The sequence below is a fragment of the Oceanicola sp. 22II-s10i genome (genome assembly GCF_002210105.1).
Classification (GTDB): domain Bacteria; phylum Pseudomonadota; class Alphaproteobacteria; order Rhodobacterales; family Rhodobacteraceae; genus Pseudooceanicola.
Genome location: NZ_AQQU01000002.1, coordinates 248,396 through 265,526, shown reverse-complemented (window position 1 = coordinate 265,526; position 17,131 = coordinate 248,396). Strand labels below are relative to the sequence as shown.

The window sequence follows — 17,131 nt, the reverse complement described above, 5'->3', positions numbered from 1 at the left end:
CACCTCGGCGGCCACCGACCCTGACCGCAACGACGCCGGACGCGCTTGCCGTCGGTCCCGGCACGACTTACGTTTGCCGCATGATGTTCATGTCGACATTCTTCCCGCTGGTCTGAACGGCCCGACCCGTTCCGGCGCACCCGCGCCACCAGATCAGACAGGGCCCCGCACAAGCGGCGGCCCAAAGGAGACCATGACATGTCCCCCACCCATCCGAACGGCCTGAGCGCGGCTCAGGTCGAGAGCTTCATCACCGACGGCTTCGTCCGGCTGGACGATGCCTTCAGCCGCGCCGACGCGGAGCGCTGCACAGACGCCCTTTGGACCCGAACCGGCCTGTCCCCCGACAGGCCCGAGGACTGGACCGCGCCCGTGATCCGGGTCGGCTTCCAGTCCGCGCCGCCCTTCGTCGCCGTGGCGAACACCGCCCGGCTCCACCGGGCCTACGACCAGCTGGCCGGGGCGGGCCGCTGGATCCGGCCCGCCGGACTCGGCACGATCCCGATCCGCTTCCCCTCGGACAGCGCGCCGGGCGACGACGGCTGGCATATCGACGTCAGCTTCGGGACCGACCATCCGGACTTCATGCAATGGCGCGCCAATGTCACCAGCCGGGACCGCGCGCTGCTGATGCTGTTCCTGCTGTCCGATGTCGGCGCCGAGGACGCCCCGACGCGCATCCGCAAGGGTTCGCACCACCAGATCGCGCGCGACCTGCTGCCCCATGGCGAGGCGGGCGCGACGCTGGCCCAGCTGTCAGCCGACGGCTACCGCTCGACCGAGAACTGCGAGACCGTCTTGGCGACCGGACCGGCGGGGACGGTCTATCTGTGCCATCCCTTCCTCGTACATGCCGCGCAGGCGCATCGCGGGAGGAACCCGCGTTTCATGGCGCAGCCTGCCCTGCTTCCCACGGGGCCGTTCGATCCGGCGCTTCCGCCCTCGCCGGTGCAGATCGCGATCCGCAGGGCCTGCGGGCTGGCGTGACGGCCCCACGACAACACCGCACATGAAAAGGGCCCCGCGATGCGGGGCCCCCTCCACGTCCACGATCTGGAGGATCGCTTACTTCGTGCCTTCTTCCACCGGCAGCGCGACGAAGCGCGGATCGCCGGCGCGGCGGACCAGCAGCAGGATCGACTTGCGACCTGCGTCACGCGCCTCCTGCATCCGGGCTTCCAGCTCGGCGAAGGTCGAGACCTTCTGCTGGCCGGCCTCGGTGATCAGGTCGCCCGCGCGCAGGCCCTTGTCGTAGGCGTCGGACATCTCGTCCACGTCCACTACGACCAGACCTTCCGCATTGGCGCCCAGCTCCAGCTTCTCGACCAGCTCGTCCGTGACCGGCGACAGTGTCAGCCCCATGAGCTCCTGCTCTTTCGGAGTCTCGTCCTCGGTCGTTTCGGCGGATGCCGGAACGGCGCTCGCCTCGTCGGTCTCGCGGCGGCCGAGGGTGACTTTCAGCACCTTCTCGGCATCCTCGCGCAGCACCACCACGCGGACGGTCTTGCCGACCTCGGTGTTGCCGACCTGACGGACCAGACCACGGGTGTCGTCGACACGGCGGCCGTCGAACTCGATGATCACGTCGCCAGCGGCCATGCCCGCTTCCATCGCCGGACCCTCAGGCACGTCGGTGACCAGCGCGCCCTTGGCTTCCTTCAGGCCCATTGCCTCGGCCATGTCGGGGGTGATGTCCTGGATGCGGACACCCAGCCAGCCGCGGCGGGTCTCGCCGTATTCCTTCAGCTGGTCGACCACCCGCTTGACCACGTTCGACGCCATCGAGAAGCCGATGCCGATCGAGCCGCCGTTCGGGGACAGGATCGCGGTGTTCACGCCCACGACCTCGCCGGTCATGTTGAACAGCGGACCGCCCGAGTTGCCGCGGTTGATGGCGGCGTCGGTCTGGATGTAGTCGTCGTAGGTGCCGCTCAGCGCGCGGTTCCGGGCCGAGACGATACCGGCCGAGACGGAAAAGCCCTGTCCCAGCGGGTTGCCCATGGCCAGAACCCAGTCGCCCACGCGGGCGGTGTCGCTGTCGCCGAAGCTGACGAAGGGCAGCGGCGCATCGGCCTCGACCTTCAGCAGGGCGATGTCGGTCTTGGGATCGGTGCCCACGACCTTGGCGTCGAGCGTGGTGCCGTTGAAGAACTCGATCGTGATCTCGTCCGCGGATTCGATCACGTGGTTGTTCGTCACGACATAGCCGTCCTCGGAGATCACGAAGCCCGAGCCGAGCGCGGAAGACCGGCGCGGCCGGTTCTCGCCGCGGTTGCGGTCCTGGAATTCGCGGAAGAAGTCCTCGAAGGGCGAGCCTTCGGGAACGATCGGGTTCGGCCCGGCGTTGCCGGCCACGGTGGTGGCGGTGGTGATGTTCACCACGGCGGGGCTGAACTTGTCGGCCAGATCGGCAAAGCTCGACGGCCGGGTCTGGGCCGAGGCCATCTGCGCGGCAACGAGCAGCGCGGTGACCATGGCGGTGAAAAGCGCGCGCAGCATCCACACGAACTGCGCCTCACGTTCTCGGGGTTGAATGGCTCTAGCCTGTGTATTCACTCCCGGTCTCCTCTCTCTTGCATGATGACCGGACCGGGCCTGTCCGGTCCGCATCCGAAACCTGGGGGACGCCAGTGTCGCTGGCGCGGCGTGTCGCCCCTCACCTTCGTTATGTGCAATGTAGGCGCTTTCCTGCGCAACTCAAAGCCCGTCGCGGTGCGTCAAGACGGCGTGAGAGGATTGTAACCTGCGCGCCGCGCACAGTCAGGCGGCGCCCGCGCCGGAATGCGCGATGCCGAGGCCCGTGCCCCGGAACGGCTCGCGCCCGCCGGGCCGCGCGCCGAGATGCCAAGTCGCGGGCCAGTCGAGCCGCTCCAGCCCCCATGAGGCCGCCGAGACGCAGGACGACCACGCGCCTTCGCCCTGTCGCCAGAGGATGCCGCCCGGCCCCATGCCGCCATGCAGGGCAAGGGTCAGATCGAAAGCCCCCTCCAGATCGGGACCGAACCAGTAGTGCGGACTGCGCCCCGCCTGCGGCTGCAGCGTGATCGTCAGCCGCCGGGACGCGCCCGTCAGGCCGATCCAAAGCGGGTCCCACCCGGCCCCGTCGCTGGCGGCCAGCAGGGTCTGCCGTGCGGGGCCCGCATCCGGCGTGACCTCGCCCCGGAGCCGCAGGTGCATCATCCGCGGCGGGTCCGCCGCCGCATCGCAAGGCCCCGAGATCGGCGCGGCCTGTGCGCCCTCCACCAGCGGCGTCCAGCCGTCCGGCCCGGCCAGCGGCCATGCCAGCCGCTCGCGCACCGCGCCTTCGGTGTCGAGCACCTGATACCGCATTCCGCCCGCATCCAGCGCCACCTGCACCGCGTGCAGATACTCGATCCCCTCCGGCATCCGGTGCGCCGTGCCCGCGCCCGCCGTGGTGATCTGGAGCACGCCCTCGCGCGCCTGCACGTCGAAGGCGAGGATGTGGCTGCACAGGTAGGCCGTGACGCCCGCATCCCGCAGTATGCGCCAGAACGGCTCCACGTAGTCCGGCCCGATGGTCCGGGCGTAGGCCCCGGCAAAGCCGTTGACCGTCAGCGCCGGGTGATGGCCGATCACGAACTTCCACCGCGCGTCGTCATGTTCGGCCAGCGCCCGCGCGACCCAGCCGGTGTCCAGATGCCCCTCGCCCCCCAGTCCGCTGTCGAGCGTATGGACGAAGACCATCACCAGATCGCCGCGCCGGACGACATAGGACAGGCCCGCCTGCCCCTCCGGTCCGTTGCGCGGCAGGTGCGGCAGCATCTCGGCAAAGACCGCCTCGCTCTCGGCGCTGTAGGTCGTGTGGTTCCCGGTCGCGTGGTAGACGGGACAGCGCGCGCGGTCGAGCCAGGCCATCTCGTGATCCAGCCAGTGACGCCACTGCGCCCGCAGCGCGTCCATGTCGTCGGTCAGGCCGATGATCTCGTCGCCGGGAAAGACGATGAACTCCGGTGCGGGCCGCAGGCGGGCGACGACGGCGTTCACCGCCCGGTGCGTCGCCTCGTGCGGGGCGCCCGGCACGCCGGAACAGGCGTCGCCATAGAGAACGAAGCTGTGTCCCGCCCCGTCCGGCACCAGCGCCGGTATCTCCGCATCATCCGTCATGTCCCAGCATAGGCCGCAGCCCCTGCGGAACGCCAGCGCGGCCTCAGGCGCCGATCGCCTTGGCCATCCAGACCAGCAGCAGGCCGGACACCAGCGCCAGCAGACCGATGTTGCGGCGGGCGGCCTCGGGCACCTGTTTCAGCGCCTCGAGCAGACGCTCCACAAGCGAAGGGGCCAGCGCATAGGCCAGCCCCTCCACGATCAGCACCAGCCCGAGGGCCAGAAGCGTGTTTGCGATCATTCCGTCGCCGTGCCGGCCGGGGCGGTGCCGTCGGCCGGGGCCGCCGCATCGCCGCCGGTCGTGTTCGACCCGGCGTCATTGGCGGCACCGTCTTCGCCGTTGGTCCGGCCTTCGATCGCGCGCTCCGATTCCTGGTTGCTGCGCTCGATCTCTTCCCGTGCGCTGTCGGGCAGATCGGGCGAAACCTGGCTCTCGGGCGCCAGTTCGCGCAGGCGTTGCACGTCGGTGTCCGAGATGTTGACCGAGGTCAGGCCATCCGCACGGATCGCATCGAACAGCGGGCCGATCAGCGGGCTGTCCGGCGCGATCACCAGCGTCGAGGTATCCTCGGCCATCAGCCGTTCCAGAGCGGACAGCGACCGGTAGAAGGCGAAGAACTCCGGGTTGTCGCCAAAGGCTTCGGCATAGACGCGGTTCCGTTCCGCATCGGCTTCGCCTCGGATGATCTCGGCCTCGCGGTCGGCGTTCGAGGTCGTCTCGACCACGGTCCGGTCCGCTGCGGCACGCACCCGCTGCGCGGCTTCGTTACCACGCGCGATCTCGTCCGCCGCCTCGCGTTCACGCTCGGCCCGCATCCGGGCGAATGTGGCCTCGAGGTTCTGCTGCGGCAGGTTGGTCTGCTTCAGCCGGACGTCGATGATCTCCAGCCCGAGCGATTCAGCGCTGGTGCGCGCCTGGCTCAGGATGCGGGTGGCCAGCGACCGGCGCTCGGTCGACAGGATCGTGTCGGAGGTCACCTGATCCGCACCCAGAACCTCGCGGATCTGCGCGTTCAGGATCGAACTCAGCCGGTCCTCGGCGGCGCGGATGCCGCCGACGCCGACCGCCTGCCGGAACCGCACGACGTCGGCAATCCGGTAACGGGCGAAGGCGTCGACAACCAGACGCCGGTCATCCGACGGCGTGACCTCGATCGTCTCGGTGTCGAGCGACAGGATCCGGCCATCGTATTTCACGACCTCCTGGATGATCGGCATCTTGAAGCCGAGACCCGGTTCCTCGCGCACCTGCCGGATCTGGCCGAACTGCAGGACCAGCGCCTTTTCACGTTCGTCGACGATGAAGATCGACGAGAACAGGACCACGAGCGCCACCACGACGATGACGAGAAGAGCATATGCCTTGCGCATCAGTTCGACCCTCCGTTGCGTCCCGGCTGGCCGTCACGGGACCGGTTCAGTTGATCGAGCGGCAGATAGGGCACGACGCCCTGCCCTGCGCCTGTAGCGGTTTCGTCGATGATGACCTTGTCGACGCGGCTCAGCGTGCGCTCCAGCGTTTCGAGATAGAGACGGCGCTGCGTGACCTCGGGGGCCTGGTTGAATTCGCGCGCGACCGAGATGAAGCGGGATGCCTCACCGATGGCCTCGTTGACGACCTGCGCCCGGTAGGCTTCGGACTGTTCGAGCGTCTGCGCGGCCTGACCGCGGGCTTCTGCCAGAACACGGTTGGCATAGGCGTCCGCCTGACGCTGCAGCCGGTCGCGTTCCTGTTCCGCCGCCTGCACCTCGCGGAAGCTGTCGATCACCTCGGCGGGCGGGTCCGCTCGGTCGAGGTTGACCCGGACGACGTTGATGCCCGAGTTGTATTCGTCCAGCGTCTCCTGGATGTTCTGCAGCGCGGTGTCGGCGATGATGCCCCGGTCGCGGTTGAGGATCGGCGCGAGGTTCGACGCCGCGATGATCTCGCGCATGACGGATTCGGACACTGCCTCGACCGTCAGCTGCGGATCGCGGATGTTGAACAGGGTCTGCGCCGGGTCCTTGATGTTCCAGACGACCTGGAACCCGATGTCGACGATGTTCGCATCGGTGGTCAGCATCAGGCCGCCGCTGTCGTTGTTGCGGCGCACGCCCACGTTTTCCGTCCGTTCCGAGGTGACGTTGATCACTTCGTAGGTGACGAAGGGCCAGGGCGCGAAGTTCAGGCCGGGGCCGCCGGTCGACGAATATTCGCCGAGGAACAGTTCGACCGACTGCTCTTCCGGACGCACGGTGTAGAGGCTGGAGAACAGCCACAGCGCAACGGCGCCGAGGCCGGCCAGAACCAGCGTCGTGCGGGTCAGCAGCGGACCGCCGCCCCCGCCCTGGCCGCCACCGCCGCCATTGCCGTTCGGCTGGCGCGGGCCGCCACGGCCGCCCATCAGGACGCGCAGCTGGTCCTGTCCCTTGCGGACAAGTTCGTCGATGTCGGGGATCTGGTTCCCGCCCTCTGGCCTGCGGCCACCGCCGCCATTGCCACCGGGCCTCTGCCCATTGCCGCCGCCCTGGTCGTCGCCGCGTCCACCGCCGCCTCCGCCCCAGGGCCCGCCGGAATTCCCTGCCATGTCTGTCCTTCCCTTAGTCTCCGGTCCCTTGCCGGATCTCCCCTCTAGCTGGGCAGATCGGGCCGGGGATTCAACCCTTATGCGCTGCGCACGGGCGCCCGCGTGGTCACAAGTTCCTCAGCCATCGTCGGATGGACCGCGACCGTCCGGTCGAAATCCTCCTTGGTGGCACCCATCTTTACCGCGATACCGGCCATCTGGATCATCTCGCCCGCCTGCGGGGCGACGATGTGACAGCCCAGCACCCGGCGCGTCGCCTTGCTGACCACCAGCTTCATCAGCACCCGGTCGGCCCGGCCCGCGAACGCCTGCTGCATCGGCTTGAACGAGGTCGAATAGACCTCGATCGCCTCCTGCTCGCGCGCCTCTTCCTCGGTCAGGCCCACGGTGCCCAGTTCCGGCTGTGTGAACACGGCCGAGGGGATCAGGTCGTGATCCACCGGCGTCGGCTCGCCCTTGAAGACGGTGGCGACGAAGGCCATCCCCTCGCGGATCGCGACGGGGGTCAGGTTCACCCGGTCGGTCACGTCGCCGATGGCATAGACCGACGGCACAGGCGTCTGCGAATAGCGGTCGACGAGGATCTCGCCCCGCCGCCCCAGTTCGATGCCAAGCTCCTCGAGCCCCATGTCGTTCGAATTCGGATCGCGCCCGATCGCGAACAGCACTTGGTCGAAATGCGCCTCGGTCCCGTTCGACGCCTTGACGCGAATGCCGTCGGCGTCGCGCTCCATCTCGAGGATGTTGGTGCCGCAGTGGATCGCGATCCCGCGGCTCTGCATCTCGTCGGCCACCAGCCCGCGCGCCTCGTCGTCGAAGCCCCGAAGGATCTGCGCGCCACGGTAGAACTGCGTCACCGCGCAGCCGAGGCCATGCAGGATGCAGGCGAATTCGCTGGCGATATAGCCGCCGCCGACCACAAGAACCCGCTTGGGCAGTTCCTTGAGGTGGAAAATCTCGTTGGACGAAATCGCCAGTTCCCAGCCCGGAATGTCCGGCACCACGGGCCGTCCGCCGGTGGCGATCAGGATGTGCTTGGCGGTGAATGTCTCGCCCGTCGACAGCTCGACCGTATGCGCGTCCTTCAGCCGGGCGCGCGCGTCATAGGTCGTCACGCCCGCGTTCTTCAGCAGGCTGCGATAGATGCCTTCCAGCCGGTCCAGTTCCGCCTCCAGCTTGGTGCGGAACTTGGTCCAGTCGAATTCCGGATCGTTCAGATCCCAGCCATAGGCGCGGGCGTCCTCGACCATGCCGGGGTATTCGCTGGCAAAGACCATGAGCTTCTTGGGCACGCAGCCCCGGATCACGCAGGTGCCGCCATAGCGGTCCTGTTCGGCCAGCGCGACCTTGGCCCCCGCCTCGCCCGCCGCCACGCGCGCCGCGCGCACGCCACCCGAGCCGCCACCAATGACGAAGAGATCATAGTCGAAGTCGCTCATGCCCGGCTCCCCGTGAAAGGTCGCGGTCCATAGACCACAGGCCCGGACGGATTGCCAGTGCCGAGCGGTCCGCGCGCACGCTGCGTAAAGCGGGCTGGATACCGACGGGACGAACGACCCGTTACCCGAAGCCGGAGAGTCGGTCCCGAGCCCTTTGTCACAGGCTCAGCGACGCCGATTCGCGGCGCGGCCCGTCCGCAGTCCCCGCCGTCTCCTTAGCCCCTCAGGCCGCGTAGCTTGACCGCGCCTGCACGCCCCAGCGTCCGCCGATCCGGGTCACGATCCACAGCGAGGGATAGACCCCGATCACCGAGCCGTCCTTGCGATACCGGGTGAACTGCACGTCTACATGCGCCTTGTTGTCGTCCGCATGCACGATCCGTTTGTGGTCCCACGCACTGTGGTCCCACTCCCCGGTGTCCGCGCGGTTCTTGAAGACCTCGATCCCGTAATCATCAGCCGTTTCATAGACTTGCACGCCGGAGGTCGACAGCCGGTAATGCGGGAAATGGAACGTCGCCTGCATCCCCGCGCTGTCCTGTGCGTTCAGCGCCGCCATGAAGGCGTCCAGCACCCCGAACACGTCCCGTTCCACATCCGCCATCACGCACCTCCCTGCCCTTGCATTGCCCAGACTGCCGCCGGACCGCGCCCGCCGCAAGAATATGCCCGATATTTCAGAGATGCAGGACGGGGGTCACCCCGCCGCCCGTTCAGTCGCCCAGATCGCGGAACAGGTTGTCGTCCTCGAGGAAGTCCAGACGATCCTCCTCGATCGAACCGTCGTTGATGTCGCGCACCTCGACCCGCCCGTCACCGAAGCCGACCACCACCTTGTCACAGATGTCGATGAACAGCCCGTTTTCGACAACGCCCGGTATCTGGTTGAGAACCATGGACAATTGCCGCGCGTTTCCGATCCGGTTCAGGTGCAGGTCGAGGATGTAGTTACCTTCGTCCGTCACGAAGGGCGCCGGACCGTTCATCCGTAGCGTCGTGTTCCGCCCCAGCACATCCATCGAGATCAGCATCTCCTCGATCAGCGCCTGCGACGTCTGCCAGCCGAAGGGAATGACCTCCAGCGGCAGGGGAAACGCGCCCAGCGTCTCCACTTCCTTGCCCACGTCCGCGATCACGATCATCTGGTCCGACGCGGTCGCGACGATCTTTTCCTGCAACAGCGCCCCGCCGCCGCCCTTGATCAGGTTCAGGTCCTGGTCGAATTCGTCCGCGCCGTCGATCGTCAGGTCCAGCCACTTGGCCTCGTCCAGCGAAATCACGGTGATCCCGCAGTCCCGCGCCAGTTCGGCCGTGCGGGTCGAGGTGGGGATCCCCTTGATCTTCAGCCCGTCGTTGCGGACCAGCTCTCCCAGGCAGCGCACCATCCATGCGGCGGTCGACCCGGTGCCCAGCCCCACGCGCATTCCGTCCTCGACGAAATCGACCGCGCGCTTGGCGGCGACGAACTTGGCTTTGTCGATGGGGGAAAGCTCACCGGCCATGGTGCGACTCCGTAACTGCGTCATGCTCTCTATAGGCAAGCGCGGCCCGGAGTCATAGGTCCGTCGGCCCCGAAAGACGGTGTTCCGCCGTCCGGGGCCGGGATTTGTCGCAGCAGGTCAGGCCGCCTTGGCGGCATCGGCCCCGGCGACCAGCTGCGCGGTCAGCGACACCAGCCGCTCGGCCTGGTGCTTGACCGCGGCCTTGCCCTTGTCGTCGAACTGGCCGGCATTCGCGGAATAACCGTAGGGGTTGCCGCCCGCGCCGCTCACGGCCTCATGGGTGTAGCCCGGCGTCACGATGACCGACCCCCAGTGCATGGTCGAGGTGTAGAAGCTCAGCAGCGTCGATTCCTGCCCGCCATGCGCATTGCCGGCCGAGGTCGTGGCGGTGACCGTCTTGTTGGCCAGCTTGCCCTGCTGCCAGATCGGGCCCAGCGTGTCGATGAAGGCCCGGACCTGGCTCGGCGCGCTGCCGTAGCGGGTCGGGAAGGAAAAGAAGTATCCGTCAGCCCAGATCATGTCGTCATGGGTCAGTTCGGGGATGTCCTGCACCTTCTCGACCTGCGCCTTCCAGGCGTCCTGCCCGGCCACCACCTCGGCGGGGGCGGTTTCGGCAAAGCGGCGCAGGCGGACCTCGGCGCCGGTGGCGCGCACGGCCTCGGCGGCGGCTTCGGCGATGGCATGGTTGGTGCCATAGGTGGAATAGAACGCGATGGTGATCTTCGGTTGGGTCATGGGAACCTCCTGTTGTCTGGCAACGGAGAGATAGCCAGCCGGTTCCGGAATGCAGCCTTCACAAAGGCGCAGGTTCTGTGCGCAAACGCGAAGGCACCTCAGCGAAACGCGGGACCGTGCGCCCAGACGGTCAGCGACCGCCGCCGCCCCTGCGTCACCGGCGTGACCCGGTGCAGGGCAAAGGCCGGGAACAGCGCTGCGGTGCCCCGCTCACGCCGCGCGGTCAGCACGGCCGAGGTCGGCATCACCTCCAGCACACCGCCCTCGTAATCCCCGGGCTCGGACAACTGAACCACCAGCGTCAGCTTGCGCCGCGCCGCCAGACGCCCGTCGCCGATATCGGCATGCCAGTCGAAATGCCCGGCCTTTTCAGCGCCGTAGCTGGCGATCTGCGGGCTTTCGCTGAAGTCCGTCAGCGCGAAGTCGAAGACATCCCTGTTCGCTACGCGCACCACGTCGATCAGCCGGTCCATGACCCAGCCGGTGTCCGGCAGATCGTCCAGCCAGACAAGGTCCGCCCGCCGGATGTTGTGATCGCGCTGCGCCCCGACCAGCCGCGCCTCGGCCGACGGCGCGGCCTCGGCCAGCGCGCAGAGACGGTCGCATTCCGCTGCGGAAAAGGCGTCGGGGACAGAGTGAAGGGTCAGCATTGCAGGCTCTCGCAAAAGGGTCCGCGGCCACTAGGGCCATCCCGCGCGCCCTTCGCGCCGGATTGCGACACCCCGGTCGCTTTCCGCCCTTCCAACCGCGCCCGCCCCGCGCCATATCGGCGGACATGAGCAAGGACCCCTCCCTCGACCATTTCGAGACAATCGCGCTGCGCACCATCGCCGCCCTGCCCGCCCCTTTCGCCGCACGCGCGACGCAGGTCCTGCTGCGCATCGCCGACTGGCCGGACGACGATATGCTGGACGACCTCGGCATCGACGACCCGCTTGACCTCACCGGCCTCTACGACGGCATCCCGCTGACCGAGAAGTCGGTCTTCGACATGCCCGCGCAGCCCGACACGGTCTGGATCTTCCGCGAACCGATCCTGGACGAATGGCGCGACCGGGGCGACGTGGATCTCGACGATCTGATCGCGCACGTCGTGGTCCACGAATTCGCGCATCACTTCGGCTGGTCCGACGATGACATCGCCGAAATCGACCCGTGGTGGGAATGACGCGGACCATTCAGCCGCCGCGCAGGTCCCCTGCTTCTTCTGGTCTCAAATACTTTCGGGGGTGAATTGCGGGCACAGCCCGCAAGAGGGGGCAGACAGCCCCCTTCCCTTCCCGACCTGCAAGATCACCGCAGCACGGGACGGCGGGCGGGGCGTCGTGCCGCAGGCACGCGCGCCGTCCCCGTCAACCCGGTCCAGTCAGCCCGGATCGCGCCAGCGGTTCACGATCGGATAGCGGCGGTCCAGCCAGAACGCCCGCTTGGTCAGACGTGTCCCCGGCGCGGACTGGAAGCGCTTGTACTCGCTGATGTAGAGCAGGTGCTCCACCCGCTTGGCATCCTCGCGCGAATACCCCGCCGCGACGCAGTCCGACACCGAACCATCCAGGTCCACGAGGATATGCAGGATCGCGTCCAGCACCGGGTAATCGGGCAGCGAGTCGCTGTCCTTCTGGTCCTCGCGCAGTTCCGCCGAGGGCGGCTTGGTGATGATCCGCTCGGGGATCACCGCACCTTCCGGCCCCATCATCCAGTCCCGGTGATTGGCGTTCCGCCAGCGGCACTGCTCGAAGACCCGCGTCTTGTAGAGATCCTTGATCGGATTGTAGCCGCCCGCCATGTCGCCATAGATCGTGGCATAGCCGACCGCGACCTCGGACTTGTTGCCGGTGGTCAGCAGCATCTCGCCGAACTTGTTCGACATCGCCATCAGCAGCAGACCACGCAGGCGCGACTGGATGTTCTCCTCGGTCAGGTCCGGCCTGGTGCCCTCGAAGACCGGCGCCAGCGCCTCCGTCACCGCCTTGCGCGGGCCCGAGATCGGCACGTAATCGTAATGGCAGCCGAGGTTCTTGGCGACCTGCTCGGCATCTTCCAGCGAATGCTCGGAGGTGTATTCCGACGGCAGCATCACGCAGCGCACGTTCTCCGCCCCGAGTGCATCCGCCGCGATCGTCGCCACGATGGCGCTGTCGATCCCGCCCGACAGCCCCAGCAGGACCTTCCTGAACCCGGTCTTGTCGCAGTAGTCGCGCAGCGACTGCACCATCGCCCGGTAATCCTGTTCCCAGTCGTCGGGGATATGCGCCTTCTCGCCCTCGAGGATGCGCCAGCCCTCCGGCCCGCGCTCCAGGTCGACATGGGCGATTTCCGTATCGAAGACCGGCAGGTGAAACGCCATCCTGCCGCCGGGGTTCAGCCCGAAGGACCCGCCGTCGAAGACCTGGTCGTCCTGCCCGCCCACCATGTTGAGGTAGATCAGCGGCAACCCGGTCTCGACCACGCGGGACACCATGTGGTTGAACCGCGTGTCCATCTTGCCCCGGTAGTAGGGCGAGCCGTTGGGGACCAGCAGGAACTCCGCCCCGGTCTCGGCCAGGGTCTCGCTGACCTCGGGGTGCCAGGCATCCTCGCAGATCGGCGATCCGACCCGCGTGTTGCCGACGGCATAGGGCCCGCCGAGCGGCCCGCTGTCGTAGAGGCGCACCTCGTCGAACACCGTCTCGTTCGGCAGGTTGTGCTTCAGCACCCGGCTAACGACCCGCCCGCCGTTGCAGATGTGATAGGCGTTGTAGAGCGACGCGCCCTCGATCCACGGACCGCCGATGGCAAAGGCCGGACCGTCCGCCAACTCCACCGCCAGGTCCTCGATCGCGGCGATGGCGGCCTGGTGAAAGGCCGGCTTCTCGACCAGGTCCTGGGTGTTGTAGCCGCAGATGAACATCTCGGTGAACGCCACCAGGTCGGCGCCCGCCGCCTTGCCCGCGGCCCAGGCCTCGCGCGCCTTGGCGGCGTTTCCGGCGATGTCCCCCACCGTCGGATTGAGCTGTGCCAGCGTGATACGGAACCTGTCGGCCATGTGCGCGCGTCTCCTCGCTTCCCGGTTCTCATAACTTCACCAGACCGCGAGGGAAAGGCGATTTGGGCGAAAGACATTGCCCGGTCGCGGACGCTCCTTTACGGTCGCGGCACGCCGCCGGGACCACACCGCACGCGGCACGGGAACAACGGGGCAAGAGGGCACGGCATGGTCGTCAGGTGGAACGCAGGCATGGGCACCGGTCTGCGCGGCGCGCTTTTGGGAGCGGCGCTCGCGCTGCCCGCGATGGCGCAGGACGGCGACGTCCGCACCAAGCAATACGACGACGGCGGCGTCTACGAGGGCACCTTCAAGGACGGGTTGCAGCACGGCCGGGGCACCTACCGCCTGCCGAACGGCTACGAATACACCGGCGACTGGGTCGATGGCGAAATCCGCGGCAAGGGCATCGCACGCTTCCCCAACGGCTCGGTCTACGAGGGCGAGTTCCAGAAGGGCAAGCCGCACGGCGTGGGCAAGATCGTCTTTTCCGACGGCGGCACCTACGAGGGCGAGTGGGAAGACGGCAAGATCATGGGCCAGGGCGTGGCGCAATACGCCAACGGCGTGCGCTACGAGGGCGGCTTTTCCAACGCGATGCACCACGGGCGCGGCCGGATGGAGAGCCCCGGCGGCTATGTCTACGACGGCGAGTGGGTGAACGGCGTCAAGGAAGGCCGCGGCACCATCACCTATCCCGACGGCGCGGTCTACGAGGGCGAGATCGTGCGCGGCGCGCGCGAGGGTCAGGGCACCCTGACCATGCAGGACGGGCTGGTCTACGAAGGCACCTGGAAGGACGGCCAGATCAACGGCTCCGGCACGCTGACCCAGCCGAATGGCGACGTCTACGAGGGCGAGCTGGTGGCCGGCCGCCGCGAGGGGATCGGCAAGGTCACCTATGCCAACGGTGATGTCTACGAGGGCGAGTTCAAGGACGACCAGCGCCACGGCCAGGGCGTGTTCACCGGCTCGGACGGCTATCGCTACGACGGATCGTGGATCGCGGGCCGGATCGAGGGCCAGGGCAAGGTCGTCTATCCCGACGGCTCGGTCTACGAGGGCGATTTCCGCGAGGATCTGGCCGACGGCACCGGCAAGATCACCTATCCCGACGGCGCCACCTACGAGGGCGACTGGAAGGCCGGCGTGATCGAGGGCAAGGGCGTGGCCACCTACCCCAACGGGCTGGTCTACGAGGGCGAGTTCAAGAACGCCAAGAACGACGGCTTCGGCGTGATGACCTACCCCGACGGCTACCGCTACGAGGGGGACTGGGTGGCCGGCCAGCGCGAGGGCACGGGCAAGGCGACCTATCCCGACGGCACTGTCTACGAGGGCGACTTCAAGGCCGGTCAGCGGGACGGCACGGGCAAGATCGCGATGCCGGACGGGTTCACTTACGAGGGTGAGTGGAAGGACGGCGCGATTTCCGGACAGGGTATCGCGACCTATGCCAACGGCGATGTCTACGAAGGGCAGTTCCGCGACGGGCGGCGGCAGGGCGAAGGCACCATGCGTTACGCCTCGGGCGAGGTTGCGACCGGTCAGTGGGAAAACGGTGCGCTGAACCAGTAGGTCGGCGACGGACGGCGCCTGCGGCGCCCCGGGGGGCTCTCCCCCCCCGCCGCGGCCCGGGGCCGCGCCCCCCGAAGTATTTGAGACCAGAAGAAGCAGGGGACGTGGATCCCGGACCGGCGGCGTTTCGTGCATCCGGAATGGCGGGGATTTTTTCGGCTTGATTACATACCGACTGGTTGGTATGTAATTTGAAATTGAGGAGAGATGTCCATGTCCGCGCGCGCAATCAGGGGAACGGCCCGCACCGCACTGCTGGATGCCGCGCTCGGCCTGATCCGCACGCGGGGGTTCGCCGCGACCAGCGTCGATGATCTCTGTGCCGCGGCGGGCGTGACCAAGGGGGCGTTCTTTCATCACTTCAGCAACAAGGAAGCCCTGGCCGTCGCGGCCACCGAACACTGGACCGAGGTCACCGGCGCGGCCTTCAACGATGCGCCCTATCACAGGGCCGACGATCCGCTGGAGCGGGTGATCGGCTATCTGGAGTTCCGCAAGGCGATCCTTCAGGGCGAATTGCCGGACTATACCTGCCTGCTGGGCACCATGGTGCAGGAAACCTATGCCGACAGCCCGGCGATTCGCGCCGCCTGCCACACCGGCATCACCGCGCATGCCGCCACGCTGGAGCCGGACATCGCCGCCGCGATGGCCGCGCATGGGGTGACCGGGATCACGCCCGAAAGCTTTGCCCTGCACACCCAGGCGGTGATCCAGGGCGCCTTCATCCTCGCCAAGGCGAAGAACGACACCGCGATCGCCGCCGAGACGATCGACCACCTCATCCGTTACACGCGGTTGCTCTTTGGACAGCCCGCATCACAGGGAGAAAACTGATGCGCACTCTGGATCTTGCCGTTTTCCTGTCGCTCGACGGCGTCATGCAGGCCCCCGGCGGCCCCGGGGAAGACCCCGATGGCGGCTTTGCCCACGAAGGCTGGTCCGTCACCTTCTGGGACGAGGTCATGATGGGCAAGATGGGCTCAAAGATGGGCCAGCCCTTCGACCTCGTCCTGGGGCGCAAGACCTACGACATCTTCGCCGCGCACTGGCCCAAGGTGCCGGACGACCCGATGGGCAAGCTGATCAACGGCGCGACGAAATACGTGGCGACCCACCATGCCGACACGCTGGACTGGGGCCCGGCCGAGGCGCTCGGCGATGATCCCGTCGCGCGGCTCAGCGCGCTCAAGGCCGAGGACGGTCCGCCGCTGCTGGTGCAGGGCAGCTCGACCATGACGCAGCTGATCCTGAACGCCGGGATCTGGGACACGATGCAGGTCTGGCACTTCCCGGTCCTGCTGGGCCGCGGCAAGCGGTTCTTCGGCGATGTCGCCAAACCCGGCGCGCTCAGGCTTACCGACAGCGCCACCTCGGGGACCGGGGTTCAGATGAATGTCTACGAACCGGCGGGCGAGGTTCCGATCGGCACCTTCCGGCTGGAGGAGTGAGGCCGTGCAACCCAACGCGATACGGACCTGCCTGTGGTATGACAACGACGGGCACGAGGCGGCGGAGTTCTACGTCTCGCTCCTGCCCGACAGCGAGATACGGGGACGCTTCGCCCCCGACCCGACAAAGCCGCCGCTGATCGTGGAGTTCACCCTGATGGGCGCGCCCTACCAGATCCTGAACGGCGGCCCGCAGTTTCCCCATACCGAGGCCGCCTCGATCTGCATCACCACCGAGGATCAGGCCGAGACCGACCGGATATGGGCGGCCATCCTCGCCGCCGGCGGAACCGAGGTGCAGTGCGGCTGGATCCGTGACCGCTGGGGCCTGTCCTGGCAGATCGTCCCGGCCGAGGCCGTCACGCTGATGTCGCGCGGCAATGCCGGGGCACAGGCCGCGATGGCGGCCATGATGCAGATGGTCAAGATTGACGTCGCCGCCATGCGCGCGGCGGCCGAGGCGGCATGAGCACGCGCCACCAGGGCGGCCCGGCGCGCTTGCGCGGGCCGAGTCGCTGACCCAGCGGCAACCCCAAAATCGGGTAGGAAAGGAAATTTCGCGGGCAGGATTGCAACCCCTCCCCGCGAAAAATTGATTGCCACGATCAACAGTTCACCTTTGCAACGATGTTGCATGGACTTTCGGCTTTCCGCCCCAGTACGTGCGCTGCGGACGACTGTCTTTCGACTGTCGCGACAGGACGAACAC

General features: G+C 67.6%; 17 protein-coding genes. 6 read left to right on the top strand and 11 right to left on the bottom strand.

Annotated elements, in window-relative coordinates; translation table 11 throughout:
- The first annotated feature begins 198 nt into the window (after nt 1-198).
- Nucleotides 199-987, top strand: coding sequence for a phytanoyl-CoA dioxygenase family protein (locus ATO6_RS09260; protein WP_088623704.1), 789 nt, complete (start codon nt 199-201; stop codon nt 985-987).
- Nucleotides 988-1,065: 78 nt separating this feature from the next.
- On the opposite strand, the gene ATO6_RS09255 is transcribed toward ATO6_RS09260, so the two are convergent.
- The 10 genes from ATO6_RS09255 to ATO6_RS09210 all read right to left on the bottom strand — a co-directional run bounded on the left by ATO6_RS09255 (nt 1,066) and on the right by ATO6_RS09210 (nt 11,018).
- Entirely contained in the window at nt 1,066-2,499 is a 1,434-nt protein-coding gene (locus tag ATO6_RS09255; RefSeq protein WP_088623703.1) for a Do family serine endopeptidase, read from the bottom strand.
- A 261-nt stretch (nt 2,500-2,760) separates the two neighbouring features.
- Nucleotides 2,761-4,125 (bottom strand): metallophosphoesterase, encoded by a 1,365-nt coding sequence (locus tag ATO6_RS09250; RefSeq protein ID WP_088623702.1) that lies wholly within the window; start codon nt 4,123-4,125, stop codon nt 2,761-2,763.
- A 43-nt stretch (nt 4,126-4,168) separates the two neighbouring features.
- Nucleotides 4,169-4,366: a DUF2065 domain-containing protein gene (locus ATO6_RS09245; RefSeq protein ID WP_088623701.1), complete on the bottom strand. Its 198-nt coding sequence runs from the start codon at nt 4,364-4,366 to the stop codon at nt 4,169-4,171.
- Nucleotides 4,363-5,496, bottom strand: coding sequence for a protease modulator HflC (hflC, locus tag ATO6_RS09240; protein WP_088623700.1), 1,134 nt, complete (start codon nt 5,494-5,496; stop codon nt 4,363-4,365). The genes ATO6_RS09245 and hflC overlap by 4 nt, the downstream gene beginning before the upstream one ends.
- Entirely contained in the window at nt 5,496-6,692 is a 1,197-nt protein-coding gene (hflK, locus tag ATO6_RS09235; protein WP_088623699.1) for an FtsH protease activity modulator HflK, read from the bottom strand. Before hflK ends, hflC begins: the two co-directional genes overlap by 1 nt.
- Before the next feature lie 77 nt (nt 6,693-6,769).
- Entirely contained in the window at nt 6,770-8,131 is a 1,362-nt protein-coding gene (gene gor, locus ATO6_RS09230; protein ID WP_088623698.1) for a glutathione-disulfide reductase, read from the bottom strand.
- A gap of 223 nt (nt 8,132-8,354) precedes the next feature.
- A complete protein-coding gene (locus ATO6_RS09225) occupies nt 8,355-8,735 on the bottom strand; it encodes a hypothetical protein (protein ID WP_088623697.1) in 381 nt (126 codons plus the stop codon).
- 109 nt (nt 8,736-8,844) lie between these two features.
- A complete protein-coding gene (gene rpiA, locus ATO6_RS09220) occupies nt 8,845-9,633 on the bottom strand; it encodes a ribose-5-phosphate isomerase RpiA (RefSeq protein ID WP_088623696.1) in 789 nt (262 codons plus the stop codon).
- Nucleotides 9,634-9,750: 117 nt separating this feature from the next.
- Complete coding sequence (locus ATO6_RS09215; RefSeq protein WP_088623695.1) at nt 9,751-10,368, bottom strand: NAD(P)H-dependent oxidoreductase; 618 nt, start codon at nt 10,366-10,368, stop codon at nt 9,751-9,753.
- Nucleotides 10,369-10,466: 98 nt separating this feature from the next.
- Nucleotides 10,467-11,018 (bottom strand): 2OG-Fe(II) oxygenase, encoded by a 552-nt coding sequence (locus tag ATO6_RS09210; protein WP_088623694.1) that lies wholly within the window; start codon nt 11,016-11,018, stop codon nt 10,467-10,469.
- A gap of 125 nt (nt 11,019-11,143) precedes the next feature.
- On the opposite strand from ATO6_RS09210, the gene ATO6_RS09205 reads away from it, so the two are divergent.
- On the top strand, nt 11,144-11,536 hold the full coding sequence (locus ATO6_RS09205) for a metallopeptidase family protein (protein ID WP_088623693.1): 393 nt from the start codon (nt 11,144-11,146) through the stop codon (nt 11,534-11,536).
- 198 nt (nt 11,537-11,734) lie between these two features.
- Here ATO6_RS09205 and ATO6_RS09200 read toward each other — a convergent pair whose 3' ends face one another.
- A complete protein-coding gene (locus tag ATO6_RS09200; RefSeq protein WP_088623692.1) occupies nt 11,735-13,393 on the bottom strand; it encodes an NAD+ synthase in 1,659 nt (552 codons plus the stop codon).
- Between the two features lie 192 nt (nt 13,394-13,585).
- Between ATO6_RS09200 and ATO6_RS09195 the strand changes: the two genes are divergently transcribed.
- The 4 genes from ATO6_RS09195 (at nt 13,586) to ATO6_RS09180 (ending at nt 16,891) form a co-directional block, all read left to right on the top strand.
- On the top strand, nt 13,586-14,971 hold the full coding sequence (locus tag ATO6_RS09195) for an MORN repeat-containing protein (protein WP_088623880.1): 1,386 nt from the start codon (nt 13,586-13,588) through the stop codon (nt 14,969-14,971).
- A 213-nt stretch (nt 14,972-15,184) separates the two neighbouring features.
- Nucleotides 15,185-15,808 (top strand): TetR/AcrR family transcriptional regulator, encoded by a 624-nt coding sequence (locus ATO6_RS09190; RefSeq protein WP_088623691.1) that lies wholly within the window; start codon nt 15,185-15,187, stop codon nt 15,806-15,808.
- Entirely contained in the window at nt 15,808-16,422 is a 615-nt protein-coding gene (locus ATO6_RS09185) for a dihydrofolate reductase family protein (protein WP_088623690.1), read from the top strand. Before ATO6_RS09190 ends, ATO6_RS09185 begins: the two co-directional genes overlap by 1 nt.
- A 4-nt stretch (nt 16,423-16,426) precedes the next feature.
- Nucleotides 16,427-16,891: a VOC family protein gene (locus ATO6_RS09180; protein WP_254919103.1), complete on the top strand. Its 465-nt coding sequence runs from the start codon at nt 16,427-16,429 to the stop codon at nt 16,889-16,891.
- The last annotated feature ends 240 nt before the right edge of the window (nt 16,892-17,131 follow it).